This window comes from Streptomyces sp. NPDC018263, from assembly GCF_055562575.1.
Map to the genome: position 1 here is coordinate 318,223 of NZ_JBVHFA010000009.1, position 25,272 is coordinate 343,494.

General features: G+C 72.7%; 27 protein-coding genes. 15 read left to right on the forward strand and 12 right to left on the reverse strand.

From position 1 onward, the window contains the following. Positions 1-24 precede the first annotated feature (24 nt). Genes ACZ3HQ_RS26485 through ACZ3HQ_RS26495 form a run of 3 tightly spaced genes read left to right on the forward strand, consistent with a single transcriptional unit; the run spans position 25 to position 1,277 of the window. Positions 25-552, forward strand: coding sequence for an NUDIX domain-containing protein (locus ACZ3HQ_RS26485; protein ID WP_467514620.1), 528 nt, complete (start codon positions 25-27; stop codon positions 550-552). A gap of 21 nt (positions 553-573) precedes the next feature. Continuing rightward, positions 574-966, forward strand: a complete 393-nt coding sequence (locus ACZ3HQ_RS26490; protein WP_467514622.1) for a YidH family protein — start codon at positions 574-576, stop codon at positions 964-966. Next, positions 963-1,277, forward strand: coding sequence for a DUF202 domain-containing protein (locus tag ACZ3HQ_RS26495; RefSeq protein WP_467514623.1), 315 nt, complete (start codon positions 963-965; stop codon positions 1,275-1,277). The genes ACZ3HQ_RS26490 and ACZ3HQ_RS26495 overlap by 4 nt, the downstream gene beginning before the upstream one ends. On the opposite strand, the gene ACZ3HQ_RS26500 is transcribed toward ACZ3HQ_RS26495, so the two are convergent. Beyond that, the gene (locus ACZ3HQ_RS26500) at positions 1,274-2,212 is read right to left on the reverse strand and encodes an NADP-dependent oxidoreductase (RefSeq protein ID WP_467514625.1); all 939 of its coding nucleotides are present in this window, start codon (positions 2,210-2,212) and stop codon (positions 1,274-1,276) included. The two genes, ACZ3HQ_RS26495 and ACZ3HQ_RS26500, sit on opposite strands and share 4 nt — an antisense overlap. A 130-nt stretch (positions 2,213-2,342) precedes the next feature. On the opposite strand from ACZ3HQ_RS26500, the gene ACZ3HQ_RS26505 reads away from it, so the two are divergent. The 3 genes from ACZ3HQ_RS26505 to ACZ3HQ_RS26515 all read left to right on the forward strand — a co-directional run bounded on the left by ACZ3HQ_RS26505 (position 2,343) and on the right by ACZ3HQ_RS26515 (position 5,030). Further along, a complete protein-coding gene (locus tag ACZ3HQ_RS26505) occupies positions 2,343-2,642 on the forward strand; it encodes a hypothetical protein (protein WP_467514627.1) in 300 nt (99 codons plus the stop codon). A gap of 145 nt (positions 2,643-2,787) precedes the next feature. After that, complete coding sequence (locus ACZ3HQ_RS26510; protein WP_467514629.1) at positions 2,788-3,810, forward strand: phosphotransferase family protein; 1,023 nt, start codon at positions 2,788-2,790, stop codon at positions 3,808-3,810. Positions 3,811-3,815: 5 nt separating this feature from the next. Beyond that, the gene (locus tag ACZ3HQ_RS26515) at positions 3,816-5,030 is read left to right on the forward strand and encodes an acyl-CoA dehydrogenase family protein (RefSeq protein WP_467514631.1); all 1,215 of its coding nucleotides are present in this window, start codon (positions 3,816-3,818) and stop codon (positions 5,028-5,030) included. A gap of 72 nt (positions 5,031-5,102) precedes the next feature. On the opposite strand, the gene ACZ3HQ_RS26520 is transcribed toward ACZ3HQ_RS26515, so the two are convergent. Both ACZ3HQ_RS26520 and ACZ3HQ_RS26525 read right to left on the reverse strand, forming a co-directional pair. Continuing rightward, positions 5,103-5,696: a TetR-type transcription factor C-terminal domain-containing protein gene (locus ACZ3HQ_RS26520; RefSeq protein ID WP_161189332.1), complete on the reverse strand. Its 594-nt coding sequence runs from the start codon at positions 5,694-5,696 to the stop codon at positions 5,103-5,105. Between the two features lie 98 nt (positions 5,697-5,794). Continuing rightward, positions 5,795-6,568, reverse strand: a complete 774-nt coding sequence (locus tag ACZ3HQ_RS26525; RefSeq protein ID WP_467514779.1) for an SDR family oxidoreductase — start codon at positions 6,566-6,568, stop codon at positions 5,795-5,797. A gap of 184 nt (positions 6,569-6,752) precedes the next feature. Between ACZ3HQ_RS26525 and ACZ3HQ_RS26530 the strand changes: the two genes are divergently transcribed. Continuing rightward, positions 6,753-7,994 carry an exo-beta-N-acetylmuramidase NamZ family protein gene (locus ACZ3HQ_RS26530; protein WP_467514634.1) on the forward strand — a complete coding sequence of 414 codons (1,242 nt, stop codon included), beginning with the start codon at positions 6,753-6,755 and terminating at the stop codon, positions 7,992-7,994. A gap of 41 nt (positions 7,995-8,035) precedes the next feature. On the opposite strand, the gene ACZ3HQ_RS26535 is transcribed toward ACZ3HQ_RS26530, so the two are convergent. Beyond that, entirely contained in the window at positions 8,036-10,828 is a 2,793-nt protein-coding gene (locus ACZ3HQ_RS26535) for a penicillin acylase family protein (protein WP_467514635.1), read from the reverse strand. A 256-nt stretch (positions 10,829-11,084) separates the two neighbouring features. On the opposite strand from ACZ3HQ_RS26535, the gene ACZ3HQ_RS26540 reads away from it, so the two are divergent. Next, positions 11,085-11,687, forward strand: coding sequence for a hypothetical protein (locus tag ACZ3HQ_RS26540; RefSeq protein ID WP_350903120.1), 603 nt, complete (start codon positions 11,085-11,087; stop codon positions 11,685-11,687). Between the two features lie 22 nt (positions 11,688-11,709). Then, on the forward strand, positions 11,710-12,432 hold the full coding sequence (locus ACZ3HQ_RS26545) for a 3-keto-5-aminohexanoate cleavage protein (RefSeq protein WP_467514637.1): 723 nt from the start codon (positions 11,710-11,712) through the stop codon (positions 12,430-12,432). On the opposite strand, the gene ACZ3HQ_RS26550 is transcribed toward ACZ3HQ_RS26545, so the two are convergent. After that, entirely contained in the window at positions 12,417-12,785 is a 369-nt protein-coding gene (locus ACZ3HQ_RS26550; RefSeq protein ID WP_467514639.1) for a hypothetical protein, read from the reverse strand. The genes ACZ3HQ_RS26545 and ACZ3HQ_RS26550 overlap by 16 nt on opposite strands. After that, positions 12,772-13,248: a redox-sensitive transcriptional activator SoxR gene (soxR, locus tag ACZ3HQ_RS26555; RefSeq protein WP_467514641.1), complete on the reverse strand. Its 477-nt coding sequence runs from the start codon at positions 13,246-13,248 to the stop codon at positions 12,772-12,774. Before soxR ends, ACZ3HQ_RS26550 begins: the two co-directional genes overlap by 14 nt. A 106-nt stretch (positions 13,249-13,354) precedes the next feature. On the opposite strand from soxR, the gene ACZ3HQ_RS26560 reads away from it, so the two are divergent. Continuing rightward, positions 13,355-13,816 (forward strand): MaoC family dehydratase, encoded by a 462-nt coding sequence (locus ACZ3HQ_RS26560; protein ID WP_467514643.1) that lies wholly within the window; start codon positions 13,355-13,357, stop codon positions 13,814-13,816. Between the two features lie 22 nt (positions 13,817-13,838). On the opposite strand, the gene ACZ3HQ_RS26565 is transcribed toward ACZ3HQ_RS26560, so the two are convergent. From ACZ3HQ_RS26565 to ACZ3HQ_RS26575, 3 genes are all read right to left on the reverse strand, one after another. Continuing rightward, positions 13,839-14,462 (reverse strand): TetR/AcrR family transcriptional regulator, encoded by a 624-nt coding sequence (locus tag ACZ3HQ_RS26565; protein ID WP_467514645.1) that lies wholly within the window; start codon positions 14,460-14,462, stop codon positions 13,839-13,841. A 58-nt stretch (positions 14,463-14,520) separates the two neighbouring features. Beyond that, on the reverse strand, positions 14,521-14,832 hold the full coding sequence (locus tag ACZ3HQ_RS26570; RefSeq protein ID WP_350903111.1) for a YiaA/YiaB family inner membrane protein: 312 nt from the start codon (positions 14,830-14,832) through the stop codon (positions 14,521-14,523). Between the two features lie 67 nt (positions 14,833-14,899). After that, positions 14,900-16,051 (reverse strand): acyl-CoA dehydrogenase family protein, encoded by a 1,152-nt coding sequence (locus tag ACZ3HQ_RS26575; RefSeq protein ID WP_467514781.1) that lies wholly within the window; start codon positions 16,049-16,051, stop codon positions 14,900-14,902. A 107-nt stretch (positions 16,052-16,158) separates the two neighbouring features. Between ACZ3HQ_RS26575 and ACZ3HQ_RS26580 the strand changes: the two genes are divergently transcribed. The 3 genes from ACZ3HQ_RS26580 to ACZ3HQ_RS26590 are packed head-to-tail and all read left to right on the forward strand — an operon-like array spanning position 16,159 to position 18,525. Beyond that, positions 16,159-16,800, forward strand: coding sequence for a TetR/AcrR family transcriptional regulator (locus tag ACZ3HQ_RS26580; protein ID WP_467514647.1), 642 nt, complete (start codon positions 16,159-16,161; stop codon positions 16,798-16,800). A 40-nt stretch (positions 16,801-16,840) separates the two neighbouring features. After that, the gene (locus ACZ3HQ_RS26585) at positions 16,841-17,554 is read left to right on the forward strand and encodes an ArsR/SmtB family transcription factor (RefSeq protein WP_467514648.1); all 714 of its coding nucleotides are present in this window, start codon (positions 16,841-16,843) and stop codon (positions 17,552-17,554) included. 38 nt (positions 17,555-17,592) lie between these two features. Continuing rightward, entirely contained in the window at positions 17,593-18,525 is a 933-nt protein-coding gene (locus ACZ3HQ_RS26590) for a DMT family transporter (protein WP_467514650.1), read from the forward strand. 190 nt (positions 18,526-18,715) lie between these two features. Here the strand turns inward: ACZ3HQ_RS26590 and ACZ3HQ_RS26595 are convergent, their stop codons facing one another. The 3 genes from ACZ3HQ_RS26595 to ACZ3HQ_RS26605 all read right to left on the reverse strand — a co-directional run bounded on the left by ACZ3HQ_RS26595 (position 18,716) and on the right by ACZ3HQ_RS26605 (position 22,867). Continuing rightward, entirely contained in the window at positions 18,716-19,798 is a 1,083-nt protein-coding gene (locus tag ACZ3HQ_RS26595) for a Zn-dependent alcohol dehydrogenase (protein WP_467514651.1), read from the reverse strand. A 98-nt stretch (positions 19,799-19,896) separates the two neighbouring features. Next, positions 19,897-22,155: a molybdopterin oxidoreductase family protein gene (locus tag ACZ3HQ_RS26600; protein ID WP_467514653.1), complete on the reverse strand. Its 2,259-nt coding sequence runs from the start codon at positions 22,153-22,155 to the stop codon at positions 19,897-19,899. Between the two features lie 103 nt (positions 22,156-22,258). Next, positions 22,259-22,867 (reverse strand): TetR/AcrR family transcriptional regulator, encoded by a 609-nt coding sequence (locus tag ACZ3HQ_RS26605; protein WP_467514655.1) that lies wholly within the window; start codon positions 22,865-22,867, stop codon positions 22,259-22,261. Between the two features lie 181 nt (positions 22,868-23,048). Here ACZ3HQ_RS26605 and hmgA point away from each other — a divergent pair, with 181 nt between their 5' ends. Together hmgA and ACZ3HQ_RS26615 are read left to right on the forward strand one after the other, a co-directional pair. Beyond that, complete coding sequence (hmgA, locus tag ACZ3HQ_RS26610; RefSeq protein WP_467514656.1) at positions 23,049-24,398, forward strand: homogentisate 1,2-dioxygenase; 1,350 nt, start codon at positions 23,049-23,051, stop codon at positions 24,396-24,398. Positions 24,399-24,483: 85 nt separating this feature from the next. Beyond that, complete coding sequence (locus tag ACZ3HQ_RS26615; RefSeq protein WP_467514658.1) at positions 24,484-25,233, forward strand: GntR family transcriptional regulator; 750 nt, start codon at positions 24,484-24,486, stop codon at positions 25,231-25,233. The last annotated feature ends 39 nt before the right edge of the window (positions 25,234-25,272 follow it).

The following is a 25,272-nucleotide window of genomic DNA, read 5'->3' on the forward strand; positions in this document are numbered from 1 at the left end:
GGCGGGGCTGCTTGGATGGCGGGCATGAACCCCGCCGACGAGATCCTCGACATCGTGGACGAGCACGACCGTGTCGTCACCCAGGCCCCGCGCGGCGAAGCGTACGCCCGGGGGCTGCGCCACCGCTGCGTCTTCATCCAGGTACGCGACGCCGAGGGCCGCCTCTTCGTGCACCGGCGCACCGCCACCAAGCTGGTCTTCCCCGCGCTGTACGACCTGTTCGTGGGCGGAGTGGTCGGCGCGGGCGAGTCCTACGACGAGGCGGCGCTGCGCGAGGCGGAGGAGGAGCTGGGGGTGAGCGGGCTGCCCGAGCCGGCGTTCCTCTTCAAGTTCCTCTACGAGGACGACAGCGAGGACGGGGCCGGGCACGGCTGGTGGTCGGCGGTGTACGAGGTCCGCTGCGAGCTGCCGGTGCGGCCGCAGGCGGAGGAGGTGCAGTGGCACGCCTTCCTCACCGACGAGGAGGTCGCCGCGCGGCTCGGCGAGTGGGAGTGGGTGCCGGACGGACTGGCCGCGCACGAGCGGCTGAGGGCGTTCCGGGCTGCCGGGTGAGGCGCCGGTAGGGTCCGGCGCGTGAGCGAATTCGTACGCGGCGTCCGCCTCTGGCTCGAACCCGGGCGGGTGCGGGAGCAGGGCACCACCCCGGACTACCGGTTCTCGCTGGCCAACGAGCGGACCTTCCTGGCCTGGCTGCGGACCGCGCTGGCGCTGATCGGCGGCGGTTTCGCGGTGGACCAGTTCCTGCCGCACCTGCGCTGGGCGTGGCGGGTGGGGCTGGCGCTGGCGCTGCTGGGCGCGGGGGTGCTGTGCGCGCTGCGGGCGGTGCACCACTGGGTGCGCTGCGAGCAGGCGATGCGACGGGGCGAGGATCTCCCGGTGTCCCGGTTCCCGGCGGTGCTGAGCCTGCTGGTGGCGGTGGTCGCCGTGGCGATGGTCGTGGTGGTGCTCGCCGGATGGGCGGGATGACGGCGCCGGTCCCGGACGCCGGGCTCCAGCCGCAGCGCACCCGGCTGGCGTGGCGGCGTACGACCCTGTCGGGCACGGTGACCGCGGTTCTGGCGATACGGGCCTCGGTGCGGGCGGCCAGCCCGCTGACCGGGGCGGTGCTGGTCCTGTTGTGCTGTCTGTGCTGGCTGGCCTTCCTCGCCCTGGCCCACCTGCGCATCCGCACCCTGGCCGCCGGCCCGGTACCGCCCCCGCTCACCCCGCGCCTGGCATGGGCGGCGACGGGGTGCGCGGTGGCGCTGGCGGTGTGCGCGGCGGTGCTGGTGACCTAGTCGTCGGCTCCCGACACGATCACGACGATCTTGCCCCGTGTGCGGCCCTCCTGGCTGAGTCGCTGGGCCTCGGCGGTCTGCTCCAGCGGGAAGGTCTTGTCGACGTGCACGGAGACGGCGCCCTGGTCGGCCAGTTGGGAGAGCTTGGCGAGGTCCGCGGCGTCGGGGCGGACGAACCAGTAGCGGCCGCCGTACTCGGTGACGTCCGGGTCGGCGATGGAGGCGAGTCGGCCGCCGGGGGCGAGGAGCTGGGCGGAGACCTTCAGGGTCTCGCCGCCGACGGTGTCGAAGACGGCGTCCACGCCCTCGGGCGCGATGCCGCGTACGCGTTCGGCCAGGCCCTCGCCGTAGGCGACGGGTTCGCCGCCGAGGCTGCGCACATAGGCGTGGTTGCGTTCGCTCGCGGTGCCGATGACGCGGGCGCCGAGGTGGGCGGCGATCTGCACGCCGAGGGAGCCGACCCCGCCGGCGGCCGCGTGGATGAGCACGGTCTCGCCGCGCTTGACCTTCAGGATCTGGACGAGGACCTGGTAGGCGGTCAGACCGGCCAGCGGCAGCCCGGCGGCCTCCTCGAAGGAGAGCGCGGCGGGCTTGCGGGCCAGGGTGCGCACGGGGGCGGCGATGTACTCGGCGAAGGTGCCGAGCGAGAGCAGGTCCTCGCGGACGTACCCGATCACCTCGTCCCCTTCCGCGTACTCGACGACGGAGGCGCCGGGGCGGACCACGACGCCGCTGACGTCCCAGCCGGTGACGACGGGGAAGACGGTGTTGAGGATCGGGTCGAGATATCCCTCGCGACACTTCCAGTCGACCGGGTTGACCGCGGCCGCGCGCACCCGGACCAGTACCTCGTCGGGGCCCACCTTGGGCTCGGGGACCTCGCCGTACTCCAGGACCTCGGGGCCGCCGTAGCGGCGGTAGCTGATGGCCTTCATGATCTGGACCCTCCAGGGTGTTCATCCGCCGCGCAACCCCTGTGCCCCGTTATGGGCGGTTCGCGGCGTACGCACGTAACCTGTCCGTCGTCAGCCGCCCCTACCCCCGAGTCCCCCGGAAGTGAGCACCATGACCGAGCCCCACCAGGAACACAGCGCGCACGGCGGCCACAGCCACGGGCCGGGCTGCGGGCACTCCGCGGTGCCGCACCACGACCACGTCGACTACGCGCACGACGGCCATCTGCACCGCGAGCACTCCGGCCACTGGGACGAGTGCGAGATCACCGGGCACACCACGCACCCGCACCACGAGCACCTGCACCACGAGGAGTGCGGGCACGCGCGTGTGGTCCACGGCGACCACGTCGACTACCTGCACGACGGCCACCGGCACGCCGAGCACGAGGGCCACTGGGACGACCACTGAGCCGCCGGTAACCACGTCGGACACACGCCACCCGGCGTGTGTCCGGTCACGTCTGCGCACGCTTTACGGTGAACACACTGGACGGCATACCGACCGGTCGGCATCATGTGACGCGTTCCTGTTCACCCGTTCGTAGGAGTGATGTATGAGCGCCGACCACCCGCCCGGACTCGATCTCGACCGGCTGCGCGCGCTGCTCGACCGTGAGCGGCCCGGCCTGGTGACCGGTCCGCTGACCGGCAGGCTGATCGAGGGCGGACGGTCGAACCTCACCTACGCCGTCACCGACGGCACCTCCCGCTGGGTCGTCCGGCGCCCTCCGCTGGGCCACGTCCTGGCCACCGCGCACGACATGCGCCGCGAGCACCGGGTGATCAGCGCCCTGCACCCCACCCGTGTGCCGGTGCCCCGGCCGGTGCTGCTGTGCGAGGACGACGAGGTGCTGGGCGCCCCGTTCTACGTGATGGAGTTCGTCGAGGGCACCCCGTACCGCACGGCGGACCAGCTCGCGCCGCTCGGTCCGGAGCGCACCCGGAACGCGGTGCTGTCGCTGGTGGACACGCTGGTCGAGCTGCACGCGGTGGACCCCGCCGAGGTGGGCCTCGCGGACTTCGGCCGCCCCGAGGGCTTCCTGGACCGCCAGCTCCGCCGCTGGGGCAAGCAGCTCGACGCCTCCCGCAACCGCGAACTCGCGGGCGTGGACGAGCTGCACGCGGCCCTCGGCCGCTCCCTGCCCACCTCCCCGGCGCCGGCCGTGGTGCACGGCGACTACCGCCTGGACAACGTGCTGATCGGCAAGGACGACCGCATCGAGGCCATCCTCGACTGGGAGATGTCGACCCTGGGCGACCCGCTGACCGACCTGGGCCTGCTGGTGATGTACAGCCGGCCGCTCGGCATGGCGCACTCCCCCGTCTCCACCACCGCCGAGGCCGCGGGCCACCCGACGCCCGCCGAGCTGATCGAGCGGTACGCGGAGCGCTCCGGGCGGGATGTCTCGGACGTCAACTGGTACACCGCGTTCGCCTGGTTCAAGCTCGCCGTGATCCTGGAGGGCATCCACTACCGGTACACCCTCGGCCAGACGGTGGGCGGCGGCTTCGACCGCATCGGGGACCTGGTGCCCGTCTTCATCGACCACGGACTGACCACTCTTCAGGAAGGCTAGAGCAGATGGACTTCGCGTTCGACGCGCGCACCGAGGAACTCCGCAGCCGTCTCCTCGCCTTCATGGACGAGTACGTGTACCCGGCCGAGAAGACCGCCGAGGAGCAGCGGGCGCTGCTGGACTCCCCCTGGGACACCCCGGCGGTGATGGACGAGCTGAAGGCCGAGGCGCGCAGGCAGGGCCTGTGGAACCTCTTCCTCCCCGACGCCGAGTACGGTGCCGGGCTGACCAACCTCCAGTACGCGCCGCTGGCCGAGATCACCGGCCGGTCCCCGCAGTTGGCGCCGGCCGCGCTGAACTGCGCGGCGCCGGACACCGGGAACATGGAGGTGCTGACGCAGTTCGGCACCGACGAGCAGAAGAAGCAGTGGCTGGAGCCGCTGCTGGCCGGGGAGATCCGGTCGGCGTTCGCCATGACCGAGCCGGAGGTGGCCTCCTCGGACGCCACCAACATCACCACGCACATCGAGCGGGAGGGTGACGAGTACGTCGTCACCGGCCGCAAGTGGTACATCTCCGGGGCGATGAACCCGGACTGCAAGATCTTCATCGTGATGGGCAAGACCGACCCGGACGGTGACGACATCCGGCGCCAGCAGTCGATGGTGCTGGTCCCGCGGGACACCCCCGGTGTGACCGTGAAGCGGGCCATGCGGGTCTTCGGGTACGAGGACCACTGGCACGGCGGGCACGCGGAGGTCGTCTTCGACCACGCGCGCGTGCCGGTCTCCCACCTGGTCGGCGAGGAGGGCGGCGGTTTCGCCATCGCGCAGGCCCGGCTCGGTCCGGGGCGTATCCACCACTGCATGCGGCTGATCGGCATGGCCGAGCGGGCGATCGAGCTGATGTGCCGGCGGGCGGTGTCGCGTACCGCGTTCGGCAAGCCGCTGGCGCAGCAGGGCGTGGTGCAGAACTGGATCGCGGACGCGCGGGTGACGGTGGAGCAGCTCCGGCTGCTGGTGCTGAAGACGGCCTGGCTGATGGACACCGTCGGCAACCGGGGCGCGCACACCGAGATCCAGGCCATCAAGATCGCCACTCCGCGCGCGGTGGTGGAGATCCTGGACCGGGCGATCCAGTTGCACGGCGCGGGCGGCGTGAGCCAGGACTTCCCGCTGGCCGATCTGTACGCGAGCGCCCGCACGCTGATGCTGGCGGACGGCCCGGACGAGGTGCACCAGCGCTCGCTGGCCCGGCGTGAGCTGAAGAAGTATCTGTAGCGAGGCCGATGTTGTAAGGGGCGCCTGCCATTGCGGGCGCCCCTTACGCGTGGTCCTTTATGGGCGTGGTCCTTACGGGCGCAGGGCGCGCAGGAGGAGGTCGGCGAGGTGGTCGGCGACCTGCTGCGGGGTGAGCGGGCCCTTGGGGCGGTACCAGGTGGAGAGGTGGTGGACCGAGCCGAAGTGGTAGTCCACGACCAGGTCGGCCGGGGTGGCGGTGGAGAACACGCCCTCGCGCTGGCCCTCTTCGATGAGCGCGCGGAACCGTTCGTGGTAGCGGCGGCGCTCGGCGCGGACCTGCTTGTTCTTCTCGGGGCTGAGGTGGTGCATCGAGCGGAAGAAGATCGACGCGTCGTCGAGGTTCTCGATGGTGGTGACGACGACGTCGGCGGCCGCGTCCCGCACCCGCTTCTCCACCGGCTCGTCGGCGTCCGCGAAGGCGTCCAGGCGCTCCTGCTGGAGGCGGAGCACGCGCGCGTAGACCTCGTGCAGGAGGTCGTCCTTGGAGCCGAAGTAGTGGTAGAGCGCGCCCTTGGTGACTCCGGCGGCCTCCACGATCTCCTGCACCGAGGTGCGGTCGTAGCCCTGGTCGGCGAAGAGGCGGGTCGCGGCGTCCAGCAGCCGCCGCGGGACGGGCGTGGCGTCTCCGTCCGTGGTCCTGGGCACTGCCGCCACCTGCCTTTCCGTCGGGTCCGCCGACTGTCGTCACTGGCGCGGGAACGCGTCCCCGCCGGAGGATCTTCCCATCCCGCGGCGGGGCCGGGTCAGCGGGAGCCCTCCCAGGCGCGCTGGAGCCGGTTCATGCCGCCCAGCCACTTGTCCGGCTGGGCCGCGCGGGCCTGGTAGTACTCCGCCACCTCGGGGTGCGGCAGGATCAGGAAGCGGTCCTCGGCCATGCCCGCGAAGAGGGCGTCAGCGACCTCGTCCGGTTCGATGGCGGTCGGCTGGAGCACCAGGTCGCCGGCGCTGCCGGTGGCGGCCAGCATGTCGGTGCGCACGCCCTGCGGGCAGATGGCGTGCACCTTGACGCCCCGGTGGCGGTAGGTGAGGGACAGCCACTCCGCGAAGGCCAGCGCGCCGTGCTTGGTGACGCTGTAGGAGGGGGCGCCGATCATGGTGAGCAGTCCGGCGGCGGAGACGGTGGAGACGAACCGGCCGCCGCCCCGCTCCAGCCAGTCGGGCAGCAGCTCGTGGGCGGCGCGGACATGGGCCATCACGTTGACGTCCCAGGACACCGCCCAGGAGCGCTCGTCCAGCGGGCCGCCGGGGGCGCCGCCCTCGAAGGCGACGCCCGCGTTGGCGCAGTACACGTCGATGGTGCCGCCGAGCGCCGCGCGGGCCTCGGCGACGATGCCGGAGGCGTCGCCGGGTACGGCGGTGGCGCCGATCTCCTCGGCCACCGCCTTGGCCTTGTCGGCGTCGAGGTCGTTGACGACGACCCGGGCGCCCTCGGCGGCGAACCGGCGGGCGAGAGCGGCCCCGATCCCCCCGCCCGCCCCGGTGACGACGACTCCGGCGTCCTGCACGGCTTCCACCAGCGGCCTCCTTCGAGCTGTGGCTGTGCGCGGCGGTCCGGCCGCCGCCGCGCCAGACTAACCAGTCGGTATGCCGGAGGGAAGAGGAATCCCCCCGACGTCCCCGGTCCGGCGCGTTCCCTGCCGGGCCGCCAGGCGCTAGCGTCCCCGTGGTCATGACACCCGCCGCGCTCACGGAGGTCCACGGATGACGCTGTCCAGACGGAGCATGCTCGCCACCACCGCGACGGCGGCGGTCGGGGCCGGGGTCCCGGCCCCCGCCTCGGACGCCGGTGGCGGGAACCGGGTGCGCACCGGGTTCGAGCGACTGGCCGCCGACGGCTACGCCCTGCTGGCCGGCCGCAAGGCCGGGATCGTCACCAACCCGACCGGGATCACCCGCGACGTCCGGCACATCGTGGACGTGATGCACGCGGACGACCGGGTGCGGCTGACCGCCGTCTTCGGCCCCGAGCACGGCTTCCGGGGCACCGCCCAGGCGGGCGGCTCGGAGGGGCGCTACGACGACCCGGCGACCGGGCTGCCGGTGTACGACACGTATCTGAAGAGCGGCCGGGCGCTCGCCGACGTCTTCACCGCCTCCGGGGTGGACACGGTCGTCTTCGACATCCAGGACGCGGGCGCCCGCTTCTACACGTACATCTGGACGCTGTACGACTGCATGGAGGCGGCGGCGCTCGCCGGCAAGCGGTTCGTGGTGCTGGACCGGCCGAACCCGGTGACCGGACGCGCGGCCCTGGGGCCGGTGCTGCACGAGGAGTTCGCCACGTTCGTCGGCCGGCGGCCGATCGCGCAGGCGCACGGGATGACGGTGGCGGAGCTGGCCCGGCTGTTCAACGGGGAGTTCCTGGACAAGCCGGTGCCGCTGGAGACGGTGACGATGACCGGCTGGCGGCGCGGGATGTTCTTCGGCGACTGCGGGCTGCCCTGGGTGCCACCGAGCCCGAACATGCCGACCCCGGACACCGCCCTGGTGTACTCCGGGACCTGTCTGTTCGAGGGCACCAACCTCTCCGAGGGCCGGGGTACCACCCGCCCCTTCGAACTCCTCGGGGCGGAGGGCATCGACGGGCGCTGGGCCGAGGAGGCGAACGAGGCCGGGCTGCCGGGGGTGCGGTTCCGGGAGGCGTACTTCGCGCCGACGTTCTCCAAGTTCCAGGGGAAGACGGTGGGCGGGGTGCAGCTCCATGTGCACGATCCGGCGGCCTTCGACCCGGTACTGACCGGGGTGACGCTGCTGGTCACCGCGCGGCGGGTGTGGGACGGGTTCGCCTGGCGGCCGGACAACTGGATCGACAGGCTGACCGGTTCGGAGCGGGTGCGCACGATGATCGACGCCGGGGCCGGGGCGGACGAGGTGGCGGCCGCCTGGCACGGGGAGCTGGCGGCGTTCCGCCGGACGCGGGCGAAGTACCTGATGTACCGCTGAGCGCGGCGGCTCCCTGTACGGGGAGCCGCCGCTCACGGCCGTCAGCGGTGCGAGGTGTACTCCACGACCTGCTGGTAGGTCGGCCGGTTCTGCCAACTGATGTTGCCGTGCTTGATGCCGCCCAGGGCGCGCTGCCGGATCGAGTCGGCGCACCACTGGTCCCCGGCCGAGCACAGGTCGTCGCCGGGGTAGACCTGGGCGGCGGTGCGCCCGGCGGCCTGCTTCAGCGTGCCGAGCAGGGCGTCCCGGCAGGCGGTCAGGCTGCCGTCGCCGCAGTACTTCCGGGAGAGCCCGCCCTGTACGGGCTCACCGAGCACCGCTCGTATGTCCTTGTCGACATAGCTCCACCAGCCGTACTGGAAGGAGCTTCCGGCGTGCGAGCCGGTCGGGCCGTGTCCGGCGGAGGGTGCCTCGTCCACGGGCAGGTTGGCGGTGAGGGCGCCGTACAGGTCGCTGCCGAGGCCGGGTTCGAACTCGGCCTTCACCAGCAGCGGCCACCAGGCGTCCAGGATGCGGATCGCGTCGGCGTCGGCGTACTTCTTCGACCCCGCCGACGTCTCGGTGCGCCTGGCTCCCGCGTCCAGCCACGTCTGGAGCTTGGTCGCGGCCGCCGCTGCCGTCGGGTCGCTCACCGGCGCGGAGTTGACCACCTTCAGCAGCCCCGGCAGCACGTCCTCGGCGCGCAGGTCGGCCAGGGCCGCGTCCGCCATGGCCTGGACCAGCTTGGTCCGGGTGACCCCGCCCCGCGCGACCAGCTCGCTCACCCGGTCGTCGAGGAGGTCGCCCCGGTGCACCGAGCCCTCGCCCCAGGGCGCGGCGGTGTACGCCTCGGCCTGCTTGTTGTTCCAGGAGATGTAGTAGTCCTGGTCGATGGAGTGGGGGTGTTCGCTCGCCGGGGTGTAGTCGGCGGTGTTGGCGGCCGGGTCCCAGTTCCGCCACTCGTAGGCCGGCTGGGCCCACACCGGGAACTCGGCGTCGACCCCGGCCGCGCGGACCGGGTTGTCGCCGCTGTTGTAGTACGCGGTGTGCGCGGAGTCGGCGTAGAACCAGTTGAAGGTGAAGTTGATGTGCTGGGCGGCCTTCTGGAAGTCTTCGGGGCCCTTCACATAGCCGGGGTCGTTGAGCATCTGGAAGCCGATGATGGAGTCGGCCTCGTGCAGGTAGGAGGAGCGCAGGGTGGTGTAGGCGACCTTCTTGCCGCCGACGGTCGCCCGGTACTGCACGGGCCCGTACTTGGTCCGCCACACGCGCATGGCGTACGAACCGGCGGCGGTGCCGTCGGCCACGGTGGGCTTCCAGGCGTTCTTGCGCTCGACCTGCTCCATCGCGGTGCAGGTGCCCCGGTAGAGGTAGTGGTGGTCGTCCTGGCACAGCTCGACGGCGTAGGTGTCGATGATGTCCTGGCCGGAGGTGGTGGCGCTCCAGGAGTAGTCCTGGCCGCGGCCGAGTTCGACGTACATGCTCAGGCCCGCGAAGGAGGCGCCGCGGGCGCTGATGCCGGGGCCCTGGATCTCCTGGAGCATCAGGAGCTGCGGGGCGAAGTAACCGGTCTGCGGGCCGAAGACGGCGACCGGGTGGCCGCTGGCGGTGTGCTTGCCGCTGACCACCAGGGCGTTGGACATGCCGCGCCGGGCCGAGCTGAGCGTGTCCTTGGCGACGGCGGCGGAGGAACTCCTGGCGCTCGCGGTGCCCGCGCTGCCGGTGCGGTCGTACACCAGCGGTTCCTGGGTGACCGAGCCCGCGTCGGGCAGGGCGCGGCCCTGGGGGCTGTCGGGCCGGGTGGCATAGGGGAAGCGCTGTCCGTCGTGGAGGGTGAGGACGGCCTCGGGGTCATTGCGCATCCGGAAGGACTCCCAGACGCGGGTGCCCTCCTCGACGCCGTACTTGGACTGGGCGGCGATCAGGGAGAGGGCGTTGTTCACCTCGCCGCCCCCGCCGGAGCCGAAGAGCGTGCCGACGACCGAGGCGAGCGCCACCAGGTCGGTGACCTTGAAGTGGTCGATGGTGCCGGCGTTGGTGATGGAGTCCTTGTGCCCGGTGAGGACGTACTCGCCGGGGAAGTAACGGCCGCTGTCGGAGGCGTCGATGTAGGCGTTGATGCCGTCCAGGTAGGCGGTGACGTCGGCGAGGGCCTGCTGTCCGCGCTCGCCGTTCCTGGCCACGGCGCCGTCGATCTGCGCCTGGAGGTCGGCCTCGGTGTAGGGCGCCTGGCGGTAGAACTCCTGCTCCAGGCCCTGGTTGGCGGGGGCGCCGCCCGCGAAGCCGGTCAACTGGCCCCGGCCGACATGCCGGAACACGTCCATCAGCCAGAGCCGGTCCTGTCCCGCCGCGTAACCGGCGCCGAACTCGGTGCCGTAGCGGGTGGTGCCGGTGATGTGGGGCACCCCGGTCTTCCTGTCCCGGACGATCGTGACGTCGGTGCGCCCGGCGGGCTTCTCGGTGGAGGCGACCTGGTCCGCGGGGACGCCGAAGGAGGCGTCGGTGAAAAAGTTGTTGATCTTCGCGTCGGTCAGGCCGGGGTGGCCGGTGGCGAGATTCGCGTAGGGGCCGAGCTGGTCCTCGGCGTGCGCGGGCTGGGTGCCGAAAGCCTGGTTGAGCAGGATCTGCGCCAGGGTGGCATTGCCGTTCTCACCCGGCGGAAGGATGTCCGAACACTGGCCGGAACAGTAGTCGTTCACCGCGGTGGGAGCGCTGGTGGCGGCCGCCGCCTGACCGAGCGGGGAAAGACAACCCGCGATCAGGACGCATATCGAGGCCGTCTTCAGGAACCCGGAGAGAGTGCGAGGAGTTCTGAGTCTGTCGGACAACACGTTACGTGGGGTGCGCCGTGGCATGGCAGCTCCTCCCGACGGGGGTGGGCCGGACGTTACCGCCGGTATCCCCGCGGAGAAAGGTGAACATGCGTCAAGTTCCGTTGTCACTCAGGCCGATGCCCGGCGGTCAACACGGAACGCGTTATGGGAGGGCATCGGAAATCGGATGGAGCCGGATCGGCCCGCGGCACGTCTATCCGGCGACGTCGCGCGACAGCCGTACGGCGACGCCGAGGTGACCGAAGAGCGGACACAGGTGTGACGGAGGTGCAGGGCGATGGCCGGATTCCGAAGTCTGGCGAGACAGGTGCGCGATCCGCGATGCGATCTGGCGCTGCGGCGCTACTCACTGCGCAAGTGCCTGGAGCGGTTCGCTCCTTACGGGCACCGGGCGACCTGGGACCATCTGTGCGGGCGGGCCGGTTTCGGCCCGGAGGACCGCTCCCCCGACCCGGCGCGGCTCGTGGCCGCACTGGTGGAGCTGGAGCAGGCGCGCGCGGTGTGGCTGACCTACGAGGCCGATTTCGCGGAACGCCGTAAGAAGGAGAAGCACGACGGCCTGCGCAGGCCGGGCAGTGTCGACGACTGGCACCGGATGACCTGGGGCGGCTTCGGTGTCGCCTGGTGCGACGACCCGCGGCTGCACCCCCGTGAGCCGCTGGCCGACGTACTGCACCGGCTGATCAGCGCCCTGGAGCGGCGGCCGGGGTCGGTGTGCCCGGTGTGCGACGGCGAGCGCCTGGTGTGGCGGTACGGCCTCGATCACGAGCCGTCCGCCGGACCGGTGTGCGCCGACTGCGGCATCCTGGTGCCGCGCCCGGTCCTCACCGAGGGCGCGCTGGCCTCGGCGCGGCGGGAGCGGCTGCTGATGTCGGCCTGACCGGGTGCGGCACGATGGTCCGGTGCAGGTCTGTCTGAACGGGAGCAGAACGGCGTCGGCGGGGGCTCAAGTCCCCCTGACGCCGGAGGAGTTGGCACGGTCGGCGGTGGACGCCGTCGACGCCGGGGCCACGGAGGTGCATGCGCATCCCCGGACGCCGTGCGGGCGGGAGTCCCTGTCCGCACGCGTCGTCGGGCCCGCGGTGGAGGCACTGCGCGAGTGGGCCGGGGTACCGGTCGGGGTGACCACCGGTGCCTGGGCCGAGCCCGACCCCGCCGAGCGGCTGGAGCGAGTGCGTTCCTGGTCGGTGCTGCCCGACTTCGCCTCGGTCAACTGGCACGAGCCGGGCGCCGAGGAGCTGGCCGGGCTGCTGCTGGCGCGGGGGGTCGGGGTCGAGGCGGGCATCTGGTCCGGCACGGAGGGCGCGGCGCGCTTCGCGGCCTCGCCGCTGGGGCCGCGTGTGCTGCGGGTGCTGGCGGAGGTGACGGACACCGACCCGGCGACCGCCGAGACGTCGGCGCACGCCCTGCTGGCTTCCCTCGACACGGCGCACGGCCGTCCCGTCCTGCTGCACGGCGAGGACGGCGGCGCGTGGCCGGTCCTGCGGCTGGCCGGCCGGCTGGGACTGGCGACGCGCATCGGCCTGGAGGACACACTGTTCCTGCCGGACGGTGAACGGGCCCTGTCCAACGCCCTGTTGGTAACGGCGGGGCTGGCGGAACACGCGGCTCAGCGGGACCAGTAGGGGTCGTTCCAGCGGGCGTCGCAGGCAGGGCGAGGAGGGCTGTGCGGTCGGCGAGGCCGGTCAGGCCGAGCGGCATCCAGCCAGCCTCCTCCAGGGTGCCGTCCGCCAGGGCGTGCGCGCCCTGGCGGCAGCAGGCGGCGCATCGTGGCGGCGTGGCCGGCGAAGTGCTGCGGCGACTTGTGCAGGAAGCGGTTCAGCAACTCGGCCGGCAGGCGGGTGCGCGGGGTACGCAGATACGCGGCGTCCTCGGCCGTGCAGCAGTGGCGGGCGCAGCCGGACTCGGCGCGGCTCGCCTCGCCGTTGAACACCACGTCGATCTCCGCGAGCGCGGCCGTGAGTTCAGGACTGCGCACGCGGCACCCGCTCCTCCCGCATCAGGCGGGACCCGGCGCCGCGCTCGCCGAACACGTCGTCCGGGTTGGACAGCACGCACGTGGCCAGGGAGAGGCAGCCGCAGCCGATGCAGTCGGTGAGGTGGTCGCGCAGCCGGTTGAGCTGGTTGATCCGGTCGTCCAGCTCCGAGCGCCACGCCTCGGAGAGCCGGGCCCAGTCCGCACGGGTCGGCGTGCGCTCCTCGGGCAGCTCGGCGAGGGCCTCACGGATGGTGGCGAGCGGGATGCCGACCCGCTGGGCGGCGCGTACGAAGGCGACCCGGCGCAGGGTGTCGCGGGAGTAGCGGCGCTGGTTGCCGGAGGTGCGGCGGCTGCTGATCAGGCCCTTGGACTCGTAGAAGTGCAGGGCGGAGACGGCAGCGCCGCTGCGCGCGGACAACTGGCCTACGGTCAGCTCGTGGATCTTCTCGGGAAGCTGGGGCACCGTCCCGAGCCTACCGACCCACCGGGCCGGGCGAGCCGTTGACAGGCGCCGCCCGCCCCACCATGCTAAGCAGTTGCTTAGACTTACGACGCGAGAGGCCGGGATCATGGCAGAACCGAGGACCTTCCACTCCCCCGACGAGCTGAAGGCGGCCGTGGGCGAGCAGCTCGGCCACACCGACTGGCTGGAGGTCGACCAGAAGCGGATCGACCTGTTCGCGGAGGCCACCGGTGACCACCAGTGGATTCACGTGGACCCGGAGAGGGCGGCCGCGGGCCCGTTCGGCACCACCATCGCGCACGGCTACCTCACCCTCTCGCTGCTCCCCCTGTTCGGGCCGCAGCTCATCGCGGTCGAGGGCGTGAAGATGGGCGTCAACTACGGCACCAACAAGGTCCGCTTCCCCGCTCCGGTGCCGGTCGGCTCCCGGCTGCGCTCCACCGCGGTGATCACGAACGTGGAGGACGTGCCGGGCGGGGTCCAGGTGTCCGTCGCCTTCACCGTGGAGCGCGAGGGCGGCGACAAGCCGGTGTGCGTGGCGGAGTCGGTGTCCCGGTACTACTTCTGATCCCGGTGTGCGGGCGTCGGGGTCAGCGGGCCCCGACCATCCGCAGGACGAGGCCCGCGTACAGTTCACCGACCTGCTCGGGGGTGCGCGGGCCGTCCACGCTGAACCAGCGGGCCACGTCGATGCAGAGCGACAGGACGGCGAGGGTGGTGCCCTGTACGTCGGGCACGTCGAACTCGCCGGCGGCCACGCCGTCCTCGATGATCCCGCGCACCTCGGCGTCCACCTGGCGGCGCAGCGCGACGATCTCGGCGCGGGCGTCCGGGCCGAGCGCGTCCAGCTCGTACTGCACGACCCGTGCGGTGGTGCGGCGGCCGGCGTGCCAGCGGACGAAGGAGCTGACGCCGTCGGCGAGGCGCTCGGCCGCCGTGCCCTCGCCGCGCGCGGCGGTGCGCAGGATGTCGAGCGCCTTGTCGTGACCGATGCGGCTGATCCGGTGGAGCAGCTCTTCCTTGGTCTTGTAGTGGATGTAGAGCGCGGCCGGGCTCATCCCGGCGCGGCCCGCGATGTCGCGGGTGGTGGTGGCGTGGTAGCCGCGCTCGGCGAAGGCTTCCACGGCCGCGACGAGCAGCCGCCGGGCCGCGTCCGGGGTGACCTCGGCCCACGCGTCGGCCTCGCCGCCGACCGTCTCCTGCGCCGCACTCATCGCTCACCCCTCCTCGAATGACAGGAGCACCACCATACCGCCGAAGGTGAGCGGCCGCTTAGTGAGACTGCTGCCGGGGGTCGGGGGTCTTGCGGTACGGGTCGTGGGCGGTGAGGAGTTCCTCCATGCGGGCCTGGTCGACCCTGCTGACGATCTCGCCGGCCTCCTGTCTGTCCCGGATCACCTTGGCGAGGGTGAAGGCGGAGGTGACGAGGTAGAGGACGGCGATGGCGAGGAAGCCGCGCACCCAGGCGTTGGCGTCCAGCCGGTAGATGCCGATCGCGGTGGCCGTCATGGCGACGGCGAAGGAGGCGACGGCCTGTCCGTAGAAGGCGGCCGTGCTCTGCTGCTTGACGGGTGTGTCGCTCATGGCACGAGTGTCGGCGGACGCGGCGCGGGCCACATCCGCCGACGTACTCAGGACGGGTACTCAGAACTCAGAACGCCGAGACTCCGGTCAGCGCGCGGCCGATGAGCAGCTTCTGGATCTGACTGGTGCCCTCGTACAGGGTCATCACGCGGGCGTCGCGCAGCAGCTTGCCGACCGGGTACTCGTCGATGTAGCCGTAACCGCCGAACACCTGAAGGGCGTTGGAGGCCGCGCGCACGGCGGCCTCGGAGGCGAAGAGCTTGGCCTTGGAGGACTCGGTGGCGAACGGCTCGCCCCGGTCGATCAGGTCGGCCACCCGCCAGGTGAGCAGCCGGGCGGCGTCCACGTCCACGGCGATGTCGCTGATCAGCTCCTGCACGAGCTGGTGCCTGGCGATGGAGGTGCCGAACTGCTCGCGTTCACCGGCGTACCGGACGGCCGCGTCGAGGGCGGCCTGGGCTATGCCGACGCAGCCCGCGGCGACCGACATCCGGCCCTTGGCGAGCGCGGACATGGCGACGGAGAACCCCTTGCCCTCGGCGCCGACCATCGCGGAGGCGGGCACCCGTACGTCCTCCAGCACCAGTTCGGCGGTGGCCTGGCCGCGCAGGCCGAGCTTGCCGTGGATGGTGCGACGGGTGAGGCCGGGAGTGTCGGTGGGGACGAGGAACGCGGAGACGCCCTTGTGGCCGGGGGCGTCGGTGGAGCGGGCGAAGAGCAGCACCACGTCGGCCCAGGTGCCGTTGGTGATGAACATCTTGGTGCCGTTCAGCACGTAGTCCTCACCGTCCCGTACGGCCCGGGTGGTGAGGTTCCCCGCGTCCGAGCCGGTGCCGGGTTCGGTGAGGCCGAAGCAGCCGATCAGCTCGCCGGAGGTCAGCCCCGGCAGCCACCGGCGCTTCTGCTCCTCGTTCCCCCAGGCCGCGACGGACTTGGCGACCAGGCCGAGGGAGACGGAGACGATGCCGCGCACGGAGGAGTCGCCGCGGCCCAGTTCCTCGGTGACCAGGCAGTACGCGAGATGGTCACCGCCGGAGCCGCCGTACTCCTCGCCGATGGTCAGGCCCAGGAAGCCGACCTCGCCGAGCTTCTTCACGATGCCCCGGTCGACCTCCTCGGCGCGGTCCCAGGCGGTGACATGGGGGGCGATCTCGCGCTCCACGAAGTCACGGGCCAACTGCCGTACGGCCGCCTGTTCCTCGCTCAGGCCCAGGTTCACCACGCGATCACCCCACACGGCCCCGGGCGAGAAGCCCTGAGGCCCTTGAAAGACGTACATTTAAATTAGCACTGCTAGTTTCTGCTCGCAGCCCTACTATGTGCGCCATGGCCCGACCACGCAAGCCCCTGCTCAGCACCGACCGGATCGTGAAGACGGCACGGGACCTCGTGGACACGGAGGGCCTCCAGGCCGTCTCCACCCGGCGGCTCGCCGCCGAACTCGGGGTCAGCGGGCCCTCGCTCTACAACCACTTCCGCACCAAGGACGAGATCCTGGAAGCGGTCGCGGACTCCGTGAGCGCGCAGGTCGACCTGTCGATGTTCGAGGACGGCCGGGACTGGCGGACCGCGCTGCGCGACTGGGCCGTCTCCTACCGGTCCGCGCTGCGCGACCACCCCAACATCGTCCCGGTCCTCGCGCGCGGCCCCGGCCGCCGTCCGGCCGCGCTGCGGCTCGCGGACGCGGTGTACGGGGCGATGGTCGACGCGGGCTGGTCCCCGGCGCAGGCGACCTCGATCGGCGCGCTGATGCGGTACTTCATCATGGGCTCGGCGCTCGGCTCCTTCGCGGGCGGATTCGTGGGCGACGCGAGCGCCTACGACCCGGCCGACTATCCCCACCTCGGGCAGGCCCACCTCCTCGCCGAGCAGCAGGAGAAGATCGACGAGCGGGCCTTCGAGGCGGGGCTCGCGGCGCTGCTGGCGGGGCTGGAAGGGCAGTACGGGCAGCCGGAGCACCGGTCATGATTCGGTGGGCGCCGAAGCGTCCGTCCCGCATGCTGTGCACATGACCGCCAGCGAACCGTGCGCCACCGCCCTCGCCTCGCTCGCCGCGCTGCTCGCCGACGAGACGCGGGCCGGGTGTCTGCTGGCCCTGCTGGACGGGCGGGCGTGGACCGCCGGGGAACTCGCCCGGCACGTCCGGGTCGCGCCCTCGACACTCACCGAGCACCTGAATCGGCTGGTCGCGGGCGGCCTGCTCGCGACGGAACGCCAGGGTCGGCACCGCTACGTCCGGCTGGCCGACCCGCGCGCCGCCCAGCTCGTCGAGGACCTGGCGGCGCATCTACCGCAGGACGTGGTGGTCGACGTCCCGCGCACGCTGCGGGAGGTCCGTACCCAGTCCGCGATGGCACGCGGGCGCACCTGCTACGACCATCTCGCCGGCCGGCTGGGCATCGCGGTCACCGACGCGCTCACCTCGCGCGGGCTGCTGCGCCAGGACACCGGGTTCGCGCTGACCGACGCGGGGCTCGCCTGGTTCGGCGACGCGGGTATCACCGTGGACCGCTCCACCCGCCGGCCGCTGGCCCGCTCCTGCCTGGACTGGACGGAGCGGCGCCCGCATCTCGGGGGCGCGGCGGGCGCGGCGCTGTGCCGGCACGCCCTGGAGGCCGGGTGGTGCGCCCGCGTGGGCTCGGGGCGGGCGGTGCGGGTGACGGCCGCCGGGGAGCGCGCGCTGGCGGAGCTGCTGGGCATCGACGGGCGGGCGCTGGCCTGAGGGCGCCCGCCCTTTCACCGAATCGATCGAGGAGTCCGATGGACCTCAGTCCGCGTCATCGTCTGCTGCCGGCGGCCGCCGCCGTGTTCACCGTGCTGCTGTGGGCGTCCGCCTTCGTGGTGATCCGCACCGCCGGTGACGCCTACTCGCCGGGCGCGCTGGCGCTCGGGCGCCTGCTCGCGGGCGGTCTCACCCTGGCCGTACTGTGCGCGATACGGCGCGAGGGCTGGCCGCCGCGCGGGGCGTGGCGCGGCATCCTGGTGTCCGGGGTGCTCTGGTTCGGCTTCTACATGGTGGCCCTGAACTGGGGCGAGCAGCGGGTGGACGCCGGTACGGCCGCCCTGGTGGTGAACGTCGGCCCGCTGCTGATCGCCCTGTTCGCCGCACGGTTCCTCGGCGACCCGATGCCGCCCCGGCTGCTGGCGGGGATGGCGGTGTCCTTCACCGGCGCGGTGATCGTGGGTCTGTCGATGTCGGCCGGGGGCGGGGGTTCCTCGGTGCTCGGGGTGGTGGCCTGCCTGCTCGCGGCGGTCGCGTACGCGGCCGGGGTGGTCGCGCAGAAGCCCGCGGTGGCCCGTGCGAGCGCCCTCCAGGTGACGACCTTCGGCTGCCTGATCGGCGCGGTGGGCTGCCTGCCCTTCACCGGCCAACTGCTGTCGGAGGCGTCCCACGCCCCGCTGTCCGCCACCCTCGGCATGATCTACCTCGGCGTCTTCCCCACCGCCCTCGCCTTCACCGCCTGGGCCTACGCCCTGGCCCGCACCAGCGCCGCCAAGCTGGGCGCGACGACGTACGCCGTCCCGGCCCTGGTGGTCCTGATGTCCTGGCTGGCCCTGGGCGAGGTGCCTGGCCCGGTCATGCTCGGCGGCGGCCTGCTGTGCCTGGCGGGCGTGGCGGTGGCCCGGTCGCGGGGCCGCAGGGCACCCGCGCAGGTGACGGACGCGGCACCTCAGGCGGATCGGGTGCGGTGAAAGGGGCTCGGCGCGGGGTGTTCGGCCGTGTGTCGCTGAGCACCCCGCTGAGGCGCTGCGCTGCCCCGGCGGGCGGGCGCGGCGCCGCGAGCGAACTCCGTCGTGGCTGGGCAGCCTTGAGGCTGGGCGACCCGGTGGGGGCGGGCAGGCGACGGAGGCCGGGGTACGTGGCGTGTCCCGGCCGGCCCCCTCAGAACACCACCAGCGCCCGCCCTCCCCGGCCGGCCAGCATGTCCTCGAAGGCCGCCGGGATGTCCTTCAGGGTGATGTGTTCGGTGACCAGGGCGGAGAGGTCGAGGCGGCCCTCGCGGACGTGGGCGGCGATGGCCGGGAGGTCGCGGGCCGGGTCGGAGTTGCCGTAGACGCAGCCGGTGAGGGTGCGGCCCCAGTGGAAGATCTCGAGGGCGTTGAAGGTGACCTGCTCGTCCTTGCCGCCGATGCCGACGACCGTGGTGCGGCCGCCCCGGCGGGTGGACTCCCAGGCGGCGCGGATGCTCCGGGCGCGGCCCGCGCACTCCACGGCGACGTCGACGCCCTGCTTGCCGGTGAGGGCGCGGATCGCGCGCGGGGTCTGCTCGTCGGCGAGGACGAAGTCGGTGGCGCCGCAGGCGCGGGCCAGCTCCTCCTTCCCCGGCGAGATGTCGACGGCGACGACCTGGGCCGCACCCGCGATCCGGGCCGCCTGGAGCGTGGCGAGCCCGACCCCGCCGACCCCGAACACGGCGACCGTCTCGCCGGGCTGGACCCGCGCCGAGTGGTGGACGGCGCCGTACCCGGTGAGGACGGCGCAGCCGAGCAGGGCCGCGTCGGTGAGCGGCACCCCCTCGGGCAGCGGCAGCGCGCAGGAGGCCGGTACGACCGTCTCCTCCGCGAACGCCCCGACGTTGAGGCCGGGATGGAGTTCGGTGCCGTCGGCGGTACGGGCGTGGACGCGGGCGGCACCGTCGAGCGCGTGCCCGCACAGCCAGACCTCGCCCCGCGCGCAGGCAGGGCAACCCCCGCAGGCGGGCGCCCAGTTGAGGACCACGGGCGTACCGGGCACGAGCCCCGCCACCCCCTCCCCCACGGCGGTCACGGTGCCCGCCCCCTCATGGCCGAGCACCGCCGGTACCGGCACCCGCATGGTGCCGTTGGACAGCGACAGGTCGGAGTGGCACACCCCGGCGGCGGCCAGGCGCACCCGCACCTGGCCGGGCCCCGGCTCGGGCAGTTCGATCCCGGTGATCTCCAGCGGGACCCCGACGGCGGGCAGGACGGCGGCTCGTACGGTCATCGCGCGCGGTCTCCTCGAAAGCTGGGGCGACGGTCGCCCGAAGGTACCCGGTGGACGTGTGCCCGCCGGATGGCTGACCGCGCACCAAACTAGCGGTGTTAGTTTTCCGGCGCCAGGGCTGCCGGGACGTCCGCGGGGGCGACCTGGACCGGGATGCCGTTGAGGACGGCGTTGCCGGACAGGGGATCGAGGAGGGTGCCGTCGAGGAGCTGGTTGACATTGACGCCGGGTTCGCGGCCGGCGTGGCCCAGCCGGGTGCCGGGGCGGTCGTGGCCCCAGCCGTGCGGGAGGCTCACCACGCCGGGCCGGACGGTGTCGGTCACCTCGGCGGGCGCGGTCACCTCTCCCCCGGCGCCCTTGACCCGTACCGGTTCGCCGTCGCGCACGCCGAGACGTTCGGCGTCCTCGGGGTGGAGGTGCAGGGTGCAGCGGTTGGTGCCGCCGGTGAGGGCGGGCACGTTGTGCAGCCAACTGTTGTTGGAGCGCAGATGGCGGCGGCCGACGAGGACGAGTCCGGTGGGCCGCTCCCGCAGGGCCTCCCGCAGCCGGGGCAGGTCGGCGGCGAGGGGCGCGGGCAGCAGCTCGACCTTGCCGCTGGGGGTCTTCAGCGGCTGGGGCAGGCGGGAGCGAAGCGGCCCGAGGTCGATGCCGTGCGGGTGGTCGAGCAGCCGGGCGAGGGTGAGTCCGTCGGGGCGGGCGCCGAACCCGTCGCCGTAGGGGCCGAGCCGCAGCATCAGGTCGAGACGGCGCTCGGGTCCGTCGTCGCCGGTGAGCAGGGCGGCCAGCTCGCGCGGGTCCCGGCCGTGCACCGGGGAGTGGGGGTCCTGGACGGCCTTGCCGAGGGTCTGCTCGATGACCATCGCGTCGACGGCGGCCGGGTCGGCGCCGTGCATGCCGCTCGCGGCGAGGACCAGGCGGGCGAGTATCTCGGTCTCGGCCATCCTGCCGGGCTCCAGCGGCACGGCGGGCCGGGTGTAGCGGACCTGGTTGCGGACGGCCAGGGTGTTGAAGGCGAAGTCGTGGTGGGGGCTCTGCGCGGGCGGCGGCGGGGGCAGCACGACATGCGCGTGGCGGGAGGTCTCGTTGAGGTAGGGGTCGACGCTGACCATGAAGTCCAGCGACTCCAGGGCCTTGTCGAGCCGGTCCCCGTCGGGCGCGGACAGCACCGGGTTGGCGGCGATCACGATCAGTGCGCGCAAGGGCTCGCCCTCGGCGGTGACGGTGTCGATCTCCTCGGCGAGCGCGGAGAGCGGCAACTCGCCCTTGGCCTCGGGCAGCCGGCGTACGCGGGAGTGCCAGCGGCCCAGCGCGAAGCCCCGGCCGGGGCCCGCCGGGCGCGGGGTGCGGTCGGTGGCGGCCTGGGGGAAGAGGGCGCCGCCGGGGCGGTCGAGGTTGCCGGTGAGGGTGTTGAGCACGTCGACCAGCCAGCTCGCGAGGGTGCCGTGCGGGACGGTGCAACTGCCGATGCGGGCGTAGACGGCGGCGGTGGGGGCGGCGGCGAGTTCACGGGCGAGGGCGCGGATGGTGCCGGCGTCGACGTCACAGGCTCCGGCGACGGCCTCGGGGGTGAAGTCCCCCAGGGCATCGCGGAGTTCGGGCAGGCCGTCGACGTGCGGCGCGAGGTCCTTGAGGTCGACCAGCCCCTCCTCGAACAGCACGGTGGCCATCGCGGCGAGCAGCAGGGCGTCGGCGCCGGGCCGGATGGCGAGGTGCCGGTCGGCCAGTTTGGCGGTGCGGGTGCGGCGGGGGTCCACGACGGTGAGGGTGCCCCCGCGCGCCTTGAGCGCCTTGAGCTTGCCGGGGAAGTCGGGCGCGGTGCACAGGCTCCCGTTGGACTCCAGCGGGTTGGCGCCGATCAGCAGGAGGTGGTCGGTGTGGTCGAGGTCGGGCACCGGGATGGCGTTGGCGTCACCGAACAGCAGGCCGCTGGAGACGTGCTTGGGCATCTGGTCGACCGTGGAGGCGGTGAACAGGGAGCGGGTGCGGACCGCGCCGAGCAGCACGGTCGGGTAGAGGGCGCCGGCCATGGTGTGCACGTTGGGGTTGCCCAGGACCACCCCGAGGGCGTCGGCGCCGTACCGCTCCACCACCGGGCGCAGGCCCCGCGCGACGGCGTCGAACGCCTCTTCCCAACTGGCCTCGCGCAGCTCGCCGTTCTCCCGGACCAGCGGGGTGCGCAGCCGGTCGGGGTCGGCGTCCAGGGCGCCGAAGGAGGCGCCCTTGGGGCAGATGAAACCCTTGCTGAACACGTCGTCGCGGTCGCCCCGCGCGGCGGTGACGCGGGTGCCCTCGATGGTGAGGGTCAGCCCGCAGGTGGCCTCGCACAGGGGGCAGATACGCAGGGCGGTGCGGGGCACGGGTCCTCCCGGAGGGTCGGCGGCTCTGCCGGACGGGCACGGCCGTACCGGCCCGGGCGAGCATACCGACCGGTAGGCATGGTGGGGAGCCCCTGCGGTCGGTTCAGTCCAGTACGCGGCCCAGGTAGGCCCGCAGCAGCTCCCGTGTCTCGTGGATGATCGCCGGGTCGCCGTCCGGGTCGGCGCGGAAGGCGAGCTGGATGAGGGCGTCCGCGCTTTCCACGGCCACCAGCAGGACCCGGCGCAGATCGTCGTCCGGGGTGCGGCCGAGGTAGCCGGCGATGAGTCCGCCGAGCCGGTCGGCGACGCGGGTGTTGGGGGCGGCGCTGCGGGTGCCGACCGGTATCTGGTTGCCGAAGTCCACCAGCGCGAAGCCGGGCGCGGTGCGCTTCATGCCGAGGTACTCGTCCAGGACGACGTCCATCGCGGCCCGCCAGTCGCCGGGCGGCGCCTGCTTCAGCCGGGCGGTGACGTGCTCGGCGTAGTGGCGCAGGTTGCGCTGGGCCAGCGCGTCGGCCATCTGCCGCTTGTTGCCGAAGAAGCGGTACACCGAGCCGATGGGCACCCCGGCCCGCTCGGCGACCGCACGGGTGGTCAGGGCGTCGTAGCCGACCTCGTCCAGGAGGGCGGCGCAGGCGTCGAGGATTCTGGTCAGCCGTTCGGCACTGCGCCGCTGAACGGGGGCGCGCCGGAGGGATGTCACATGGGGCACGGCCTCATGATGCCTCGCTGCGGGGAGGCGGAGAAGGGCGGGGAGTCCCCCGTACGTCCTCCGCGCGGCCGGTTCTCGCGCTCCGGGCGGGTGAAGGGGGCGTTCGCCTCTTGCGCACACCCCCCGGCATTCCTACGGTGCTCCATAGGAATACCGGAGAAGCGTGCGCAAGGGAGCGATCATGACCGATGGGGGTACCTCCCGCGCGAGCGGGTTCGAGCGTGGGGGAGCGCGGAAGACCGCCGAGGCACTGGCGTACCTGACCGGGTTCGGCAACGAACACTCCTCCGAGGCGGTGCCCGGCGCCCTGCCGGAGGGCCGCAACTCACCCCAGCGCGCGCCGCTCGGCCTGTACGCGGAGCAGCTCAGCGGCACGGCGTTCACCGAGCCCCGCGCCCACAACCGCCGCTCCTGGCTGTATCGCATCCGCCCCTCCGCCGCGCACCCCTCCTTCACCCGCACCGCCAACGGCGCGATCCGGACCGCCCCCTTCACCGAGACCGTGCCCGATCCCAACCGGCTGCGCTGGAGCCCGCTGCCCGAGCCGCTGCCGGGCACGGACTTCCTGGCCGGCCTGTGGACGCTGGGCGGCAACGGCGACGCGACCCAGCGCAGCGGCATGGCCGTGCATCTCTATCACGCCAACTCCTCGATGGAGCGGGTGTTCTCGGACGCGGACGGCGAGCTGCTGATCGTCCCCGAGCGGGGCGGACTGCTGCTGCACACCGAGTTCGGCCGCCTCCATGTGGAGCCCGCACAGGTGGCGCTCATCCCCCGTGGGGTCCGCTTCCGTGTGGAGCTGCTGGACGACTCGGCACGGGGCTATGTGTGCGAGAACTATGGCGCGCCCTTCCGGCTCCCCGACCTGGGCCCCATCGGCGCCAACGGCCTGGCCAACGCCCGCGACTTCCGGGCGCCGGTCGCCGCGTACGAGGACACCGAGGGTCCGGTGGAGGTGGTCAACAAGTTCTGCGGCAACCTCTGGACGGCCACCTACGACCACTCCCCGCTCGACGTTGTCGCCTGGCACGGCAACTATGTGCCGTACGCCTATGACCTGCGCCGGTTCAATGTGATCGGCACCATCTCCTACGACCACCCGGACCCGTCGATCTTCACCGTGCTGACCTCCCCGTCGGACACTCCGGGCCTGGCGGGCGCCGACTTCGTGGTGTTCGCCCCGCGCTGGCTGGTCGGTGAGGACACGTTCCGGCCGCCGTACTTCCACCGGAACGTGATGAGCGAGTACATGGGCCTGATCGAGGGCGCCTACGACGCCAAGGCGGAAGGGTTCGTGCCCGGCGGCGGCTCGTTGCACAACATGATGTCGGCGCACGGCCCGGACCGGGAGACCTTCGACCGGGCGAGCGCGGCCGAGCTGCGCCCGCAGCGCATCGACGACGGGCTGGCCTTCATGTTCGAGACCCGCTGGCCGATCACCCTCACCCCGGACGCGGCCCGCGCCGACCACCTCCAGCGGGGTTACGACGACGTGTGGCGCGGACTGGAGCCGCACTTCCGTACACCGTGACGATCCGAGTGCCGGCTCCGGGCGCCAACTCCCATGTGTGACCGTTCCGTTGCGCCGACCGGTCCAGACAGGTACGGATAGCCGCGTGACCTCTTTCGCCCCGGACTCGATCGTCCTGAACCGCAAGCTGCCGCTCTGGTACCAGGTGTCGCAGTCGCTGCGGGCCTCCATCCTGGGCCGCTCCCCCGAGGACCCCCTGCGGCTGCCCACCGAGGAGCGGCTGGCGGGGCACTACGGGGTGAGCGTGCTGACGATGCGGCAGGCGCTGAAGGAGCTGGAGGACGAGGGACTGATCAGCCGGCACCGGCGGCGCGGCACCTTCATCGAGCCGGGGGTGCGGCGCGGGGCGCCGGTCCGGCTGCTCGGCTCGGTGGACGCGATCGTGGCCCAGCAGTCCGGGATGACGGCCGAACTGCTGGACGTGGCGCGGGTCCCGGTGCCGTCCATGTGGGCCGAGCACTTCCCGGACCTTTCCGAGGTGGCGGTCTACCACCGGCTGCGCGGGGACGCGAAGACCGGCGAGCCGACCAACCATGCCGTCAACCATGTGCGCCCGGAGCTGGCCGACCGGATCGACCCGGCCGATCTGGCCCGCTGGCCGATGACCAAGGTGCTGCGGGACATGGTGGGCGCCGACATCAGCCGGATCACCGACACGGTGGAGGCCCGGCTCGCGGACCCGGAGACCGCCCGGCTGCTGGAGGTGCCGCTGCTGAGCCCGATCCTGCACTACACGGGCGTCACCTACGACTCCACGGGCCGGGTGCTGGACGTCGCCGTCATCCACTACCGGGGCGACCGCTTCTCCTTCACCGTCACCCTGGAGGCGACCTGAGCCCCGCCCGCACCCGCGCCCCCGTTCCCGTACCCCGGA

Excerpts from the sequence above, each read along its gene's own strand:
- ACZ3HQ_RS26515 (WP_467514631.1), top strand. The coding sequence starts at position 3,816 with ATGGACTTCGCGTTCGACGCGCGCACCGAGGAACTCCGCAGCCGTCTC.
- ACZ3HQ_RS26510 (WP_467514629.1), top strand. The coding sequence starts at position 2,788 with ATGAGCGCCGACCACCCGCCCGGACTCGATCTCGACCGGCTGCGCGCG.
- ACZ3HQ_RS26565 (WP_467514645.1), bottom strand. The coding sequence starts at position 14,462 with ATGAGTGCGGCGCAGGAGACGGTCGGCGGCGAGGCCGACGCGTGGGCC.
- ACZ3HQ_RS26595 (WP_467514651.1), bottom strand. The coding sequence starts at position 19,798 with ATGACCGTACGAGCCGCCGTCCTGCCCGCCGTCGGGGTCCCGCTGGAG.
- hmgA (WP_467514656.1), top strand. The coding sequence starts at position 23,049 with ATGACCGATGGGGGTACCTCCCGCGCGAGCGGGTTCGAGCGTGGGGGA.
- ACZ3HQ_RS26530 (WP_467514634.1), top strand. The coding sequence starts at position 6,753 with ATGACGCTGTCCAGACGGAGCATGCTCGCCACCACCGCGACGGCGGCG.
- ACZ3HQ_RS26500 (WP_467514625.1), bottom strand. The coding sequence starts at position 2,212 with ATGAAGGCCATCAGCTACCGCCGCTACGGCGGCCCCGAGGTCCTGGAG.
- ACZ3HQ_RS26560 (WP_467514643.1), top strand. The coding sequence starts at position 13,355 with ATGGCAGAACCGAGGACCTTCCACTCCCCCGACGAGCTGAAGGCGGCC.
- ACZ3HQ_RS26580 (WP_467514647.1), top strand. The coding sequence starts at position 16,159 with ATGGCCCGACCACGCAAGCCCCTGCTCAGCACCGACCGGATCGTGAAG.
- ACZ3HQ_RS26585 (WP_467514648.1), top strand. The coding sequence starts at position 16,841 with ATGACCGCCAGCGAACCGTGCGCCACCGCCCTCGCCTCGCTCGCCGCG.
- ACZ3HQ_RS26535 (WP_467514635.1), bottom strand. The coding sequence starts at position 10,828 with ATGCCACGGCGCACCCCACGTAACGTGTTGTCCGACAGACTCAGAACT.
- ACZ3HQ_RS26495 (WP_467514623.1), top strand. The coding sequence starts at position 963 with ATGACGGCGCCGGTCCCGGACGCCGGGCTCCAGCCGCAGCGCACCCGG.
- ACZ3HQ_RS26590 (WP_467514650.1), top strand. The coding sequence starts at position 17,593 with ATGGACCTCAGTCCGCGTCATCGTCTGCTGCCGGCGGCCGCCGCCGTG.
- ACZ3HQ_RS26485 (WP_467514620.1), top strand. The coding sequence starts at position 25 with ATGAACCCCGCCGACGAGATCCTCGACATCGTGGACGAGCACGACCGT.
- ACZ3HQ_RS26505 (WP_467514627.1), top strand. The coding sequence starts at position 2,343 with ATGACCGAGCCCCACCAGGAACACAGCGCGCACGGCGGCCACAGCCAC.
- ACZ3HQ_RS26540 (WP_350903120.1), top strand. The coding sequence starts at position 11,085 with ATGGCCGGATTCCGAAGTCTGGCGAGACAGGTGCGCGATCCGCGATGC.
- ACZ3HQ_RS26570 (WP_350903111.1), bottom strand. The coding sequence starts at position 14,832 with ATGAGCGACACACCCGTCAAGCAGCAGAGCACGGCCGCCTTCTACGGA.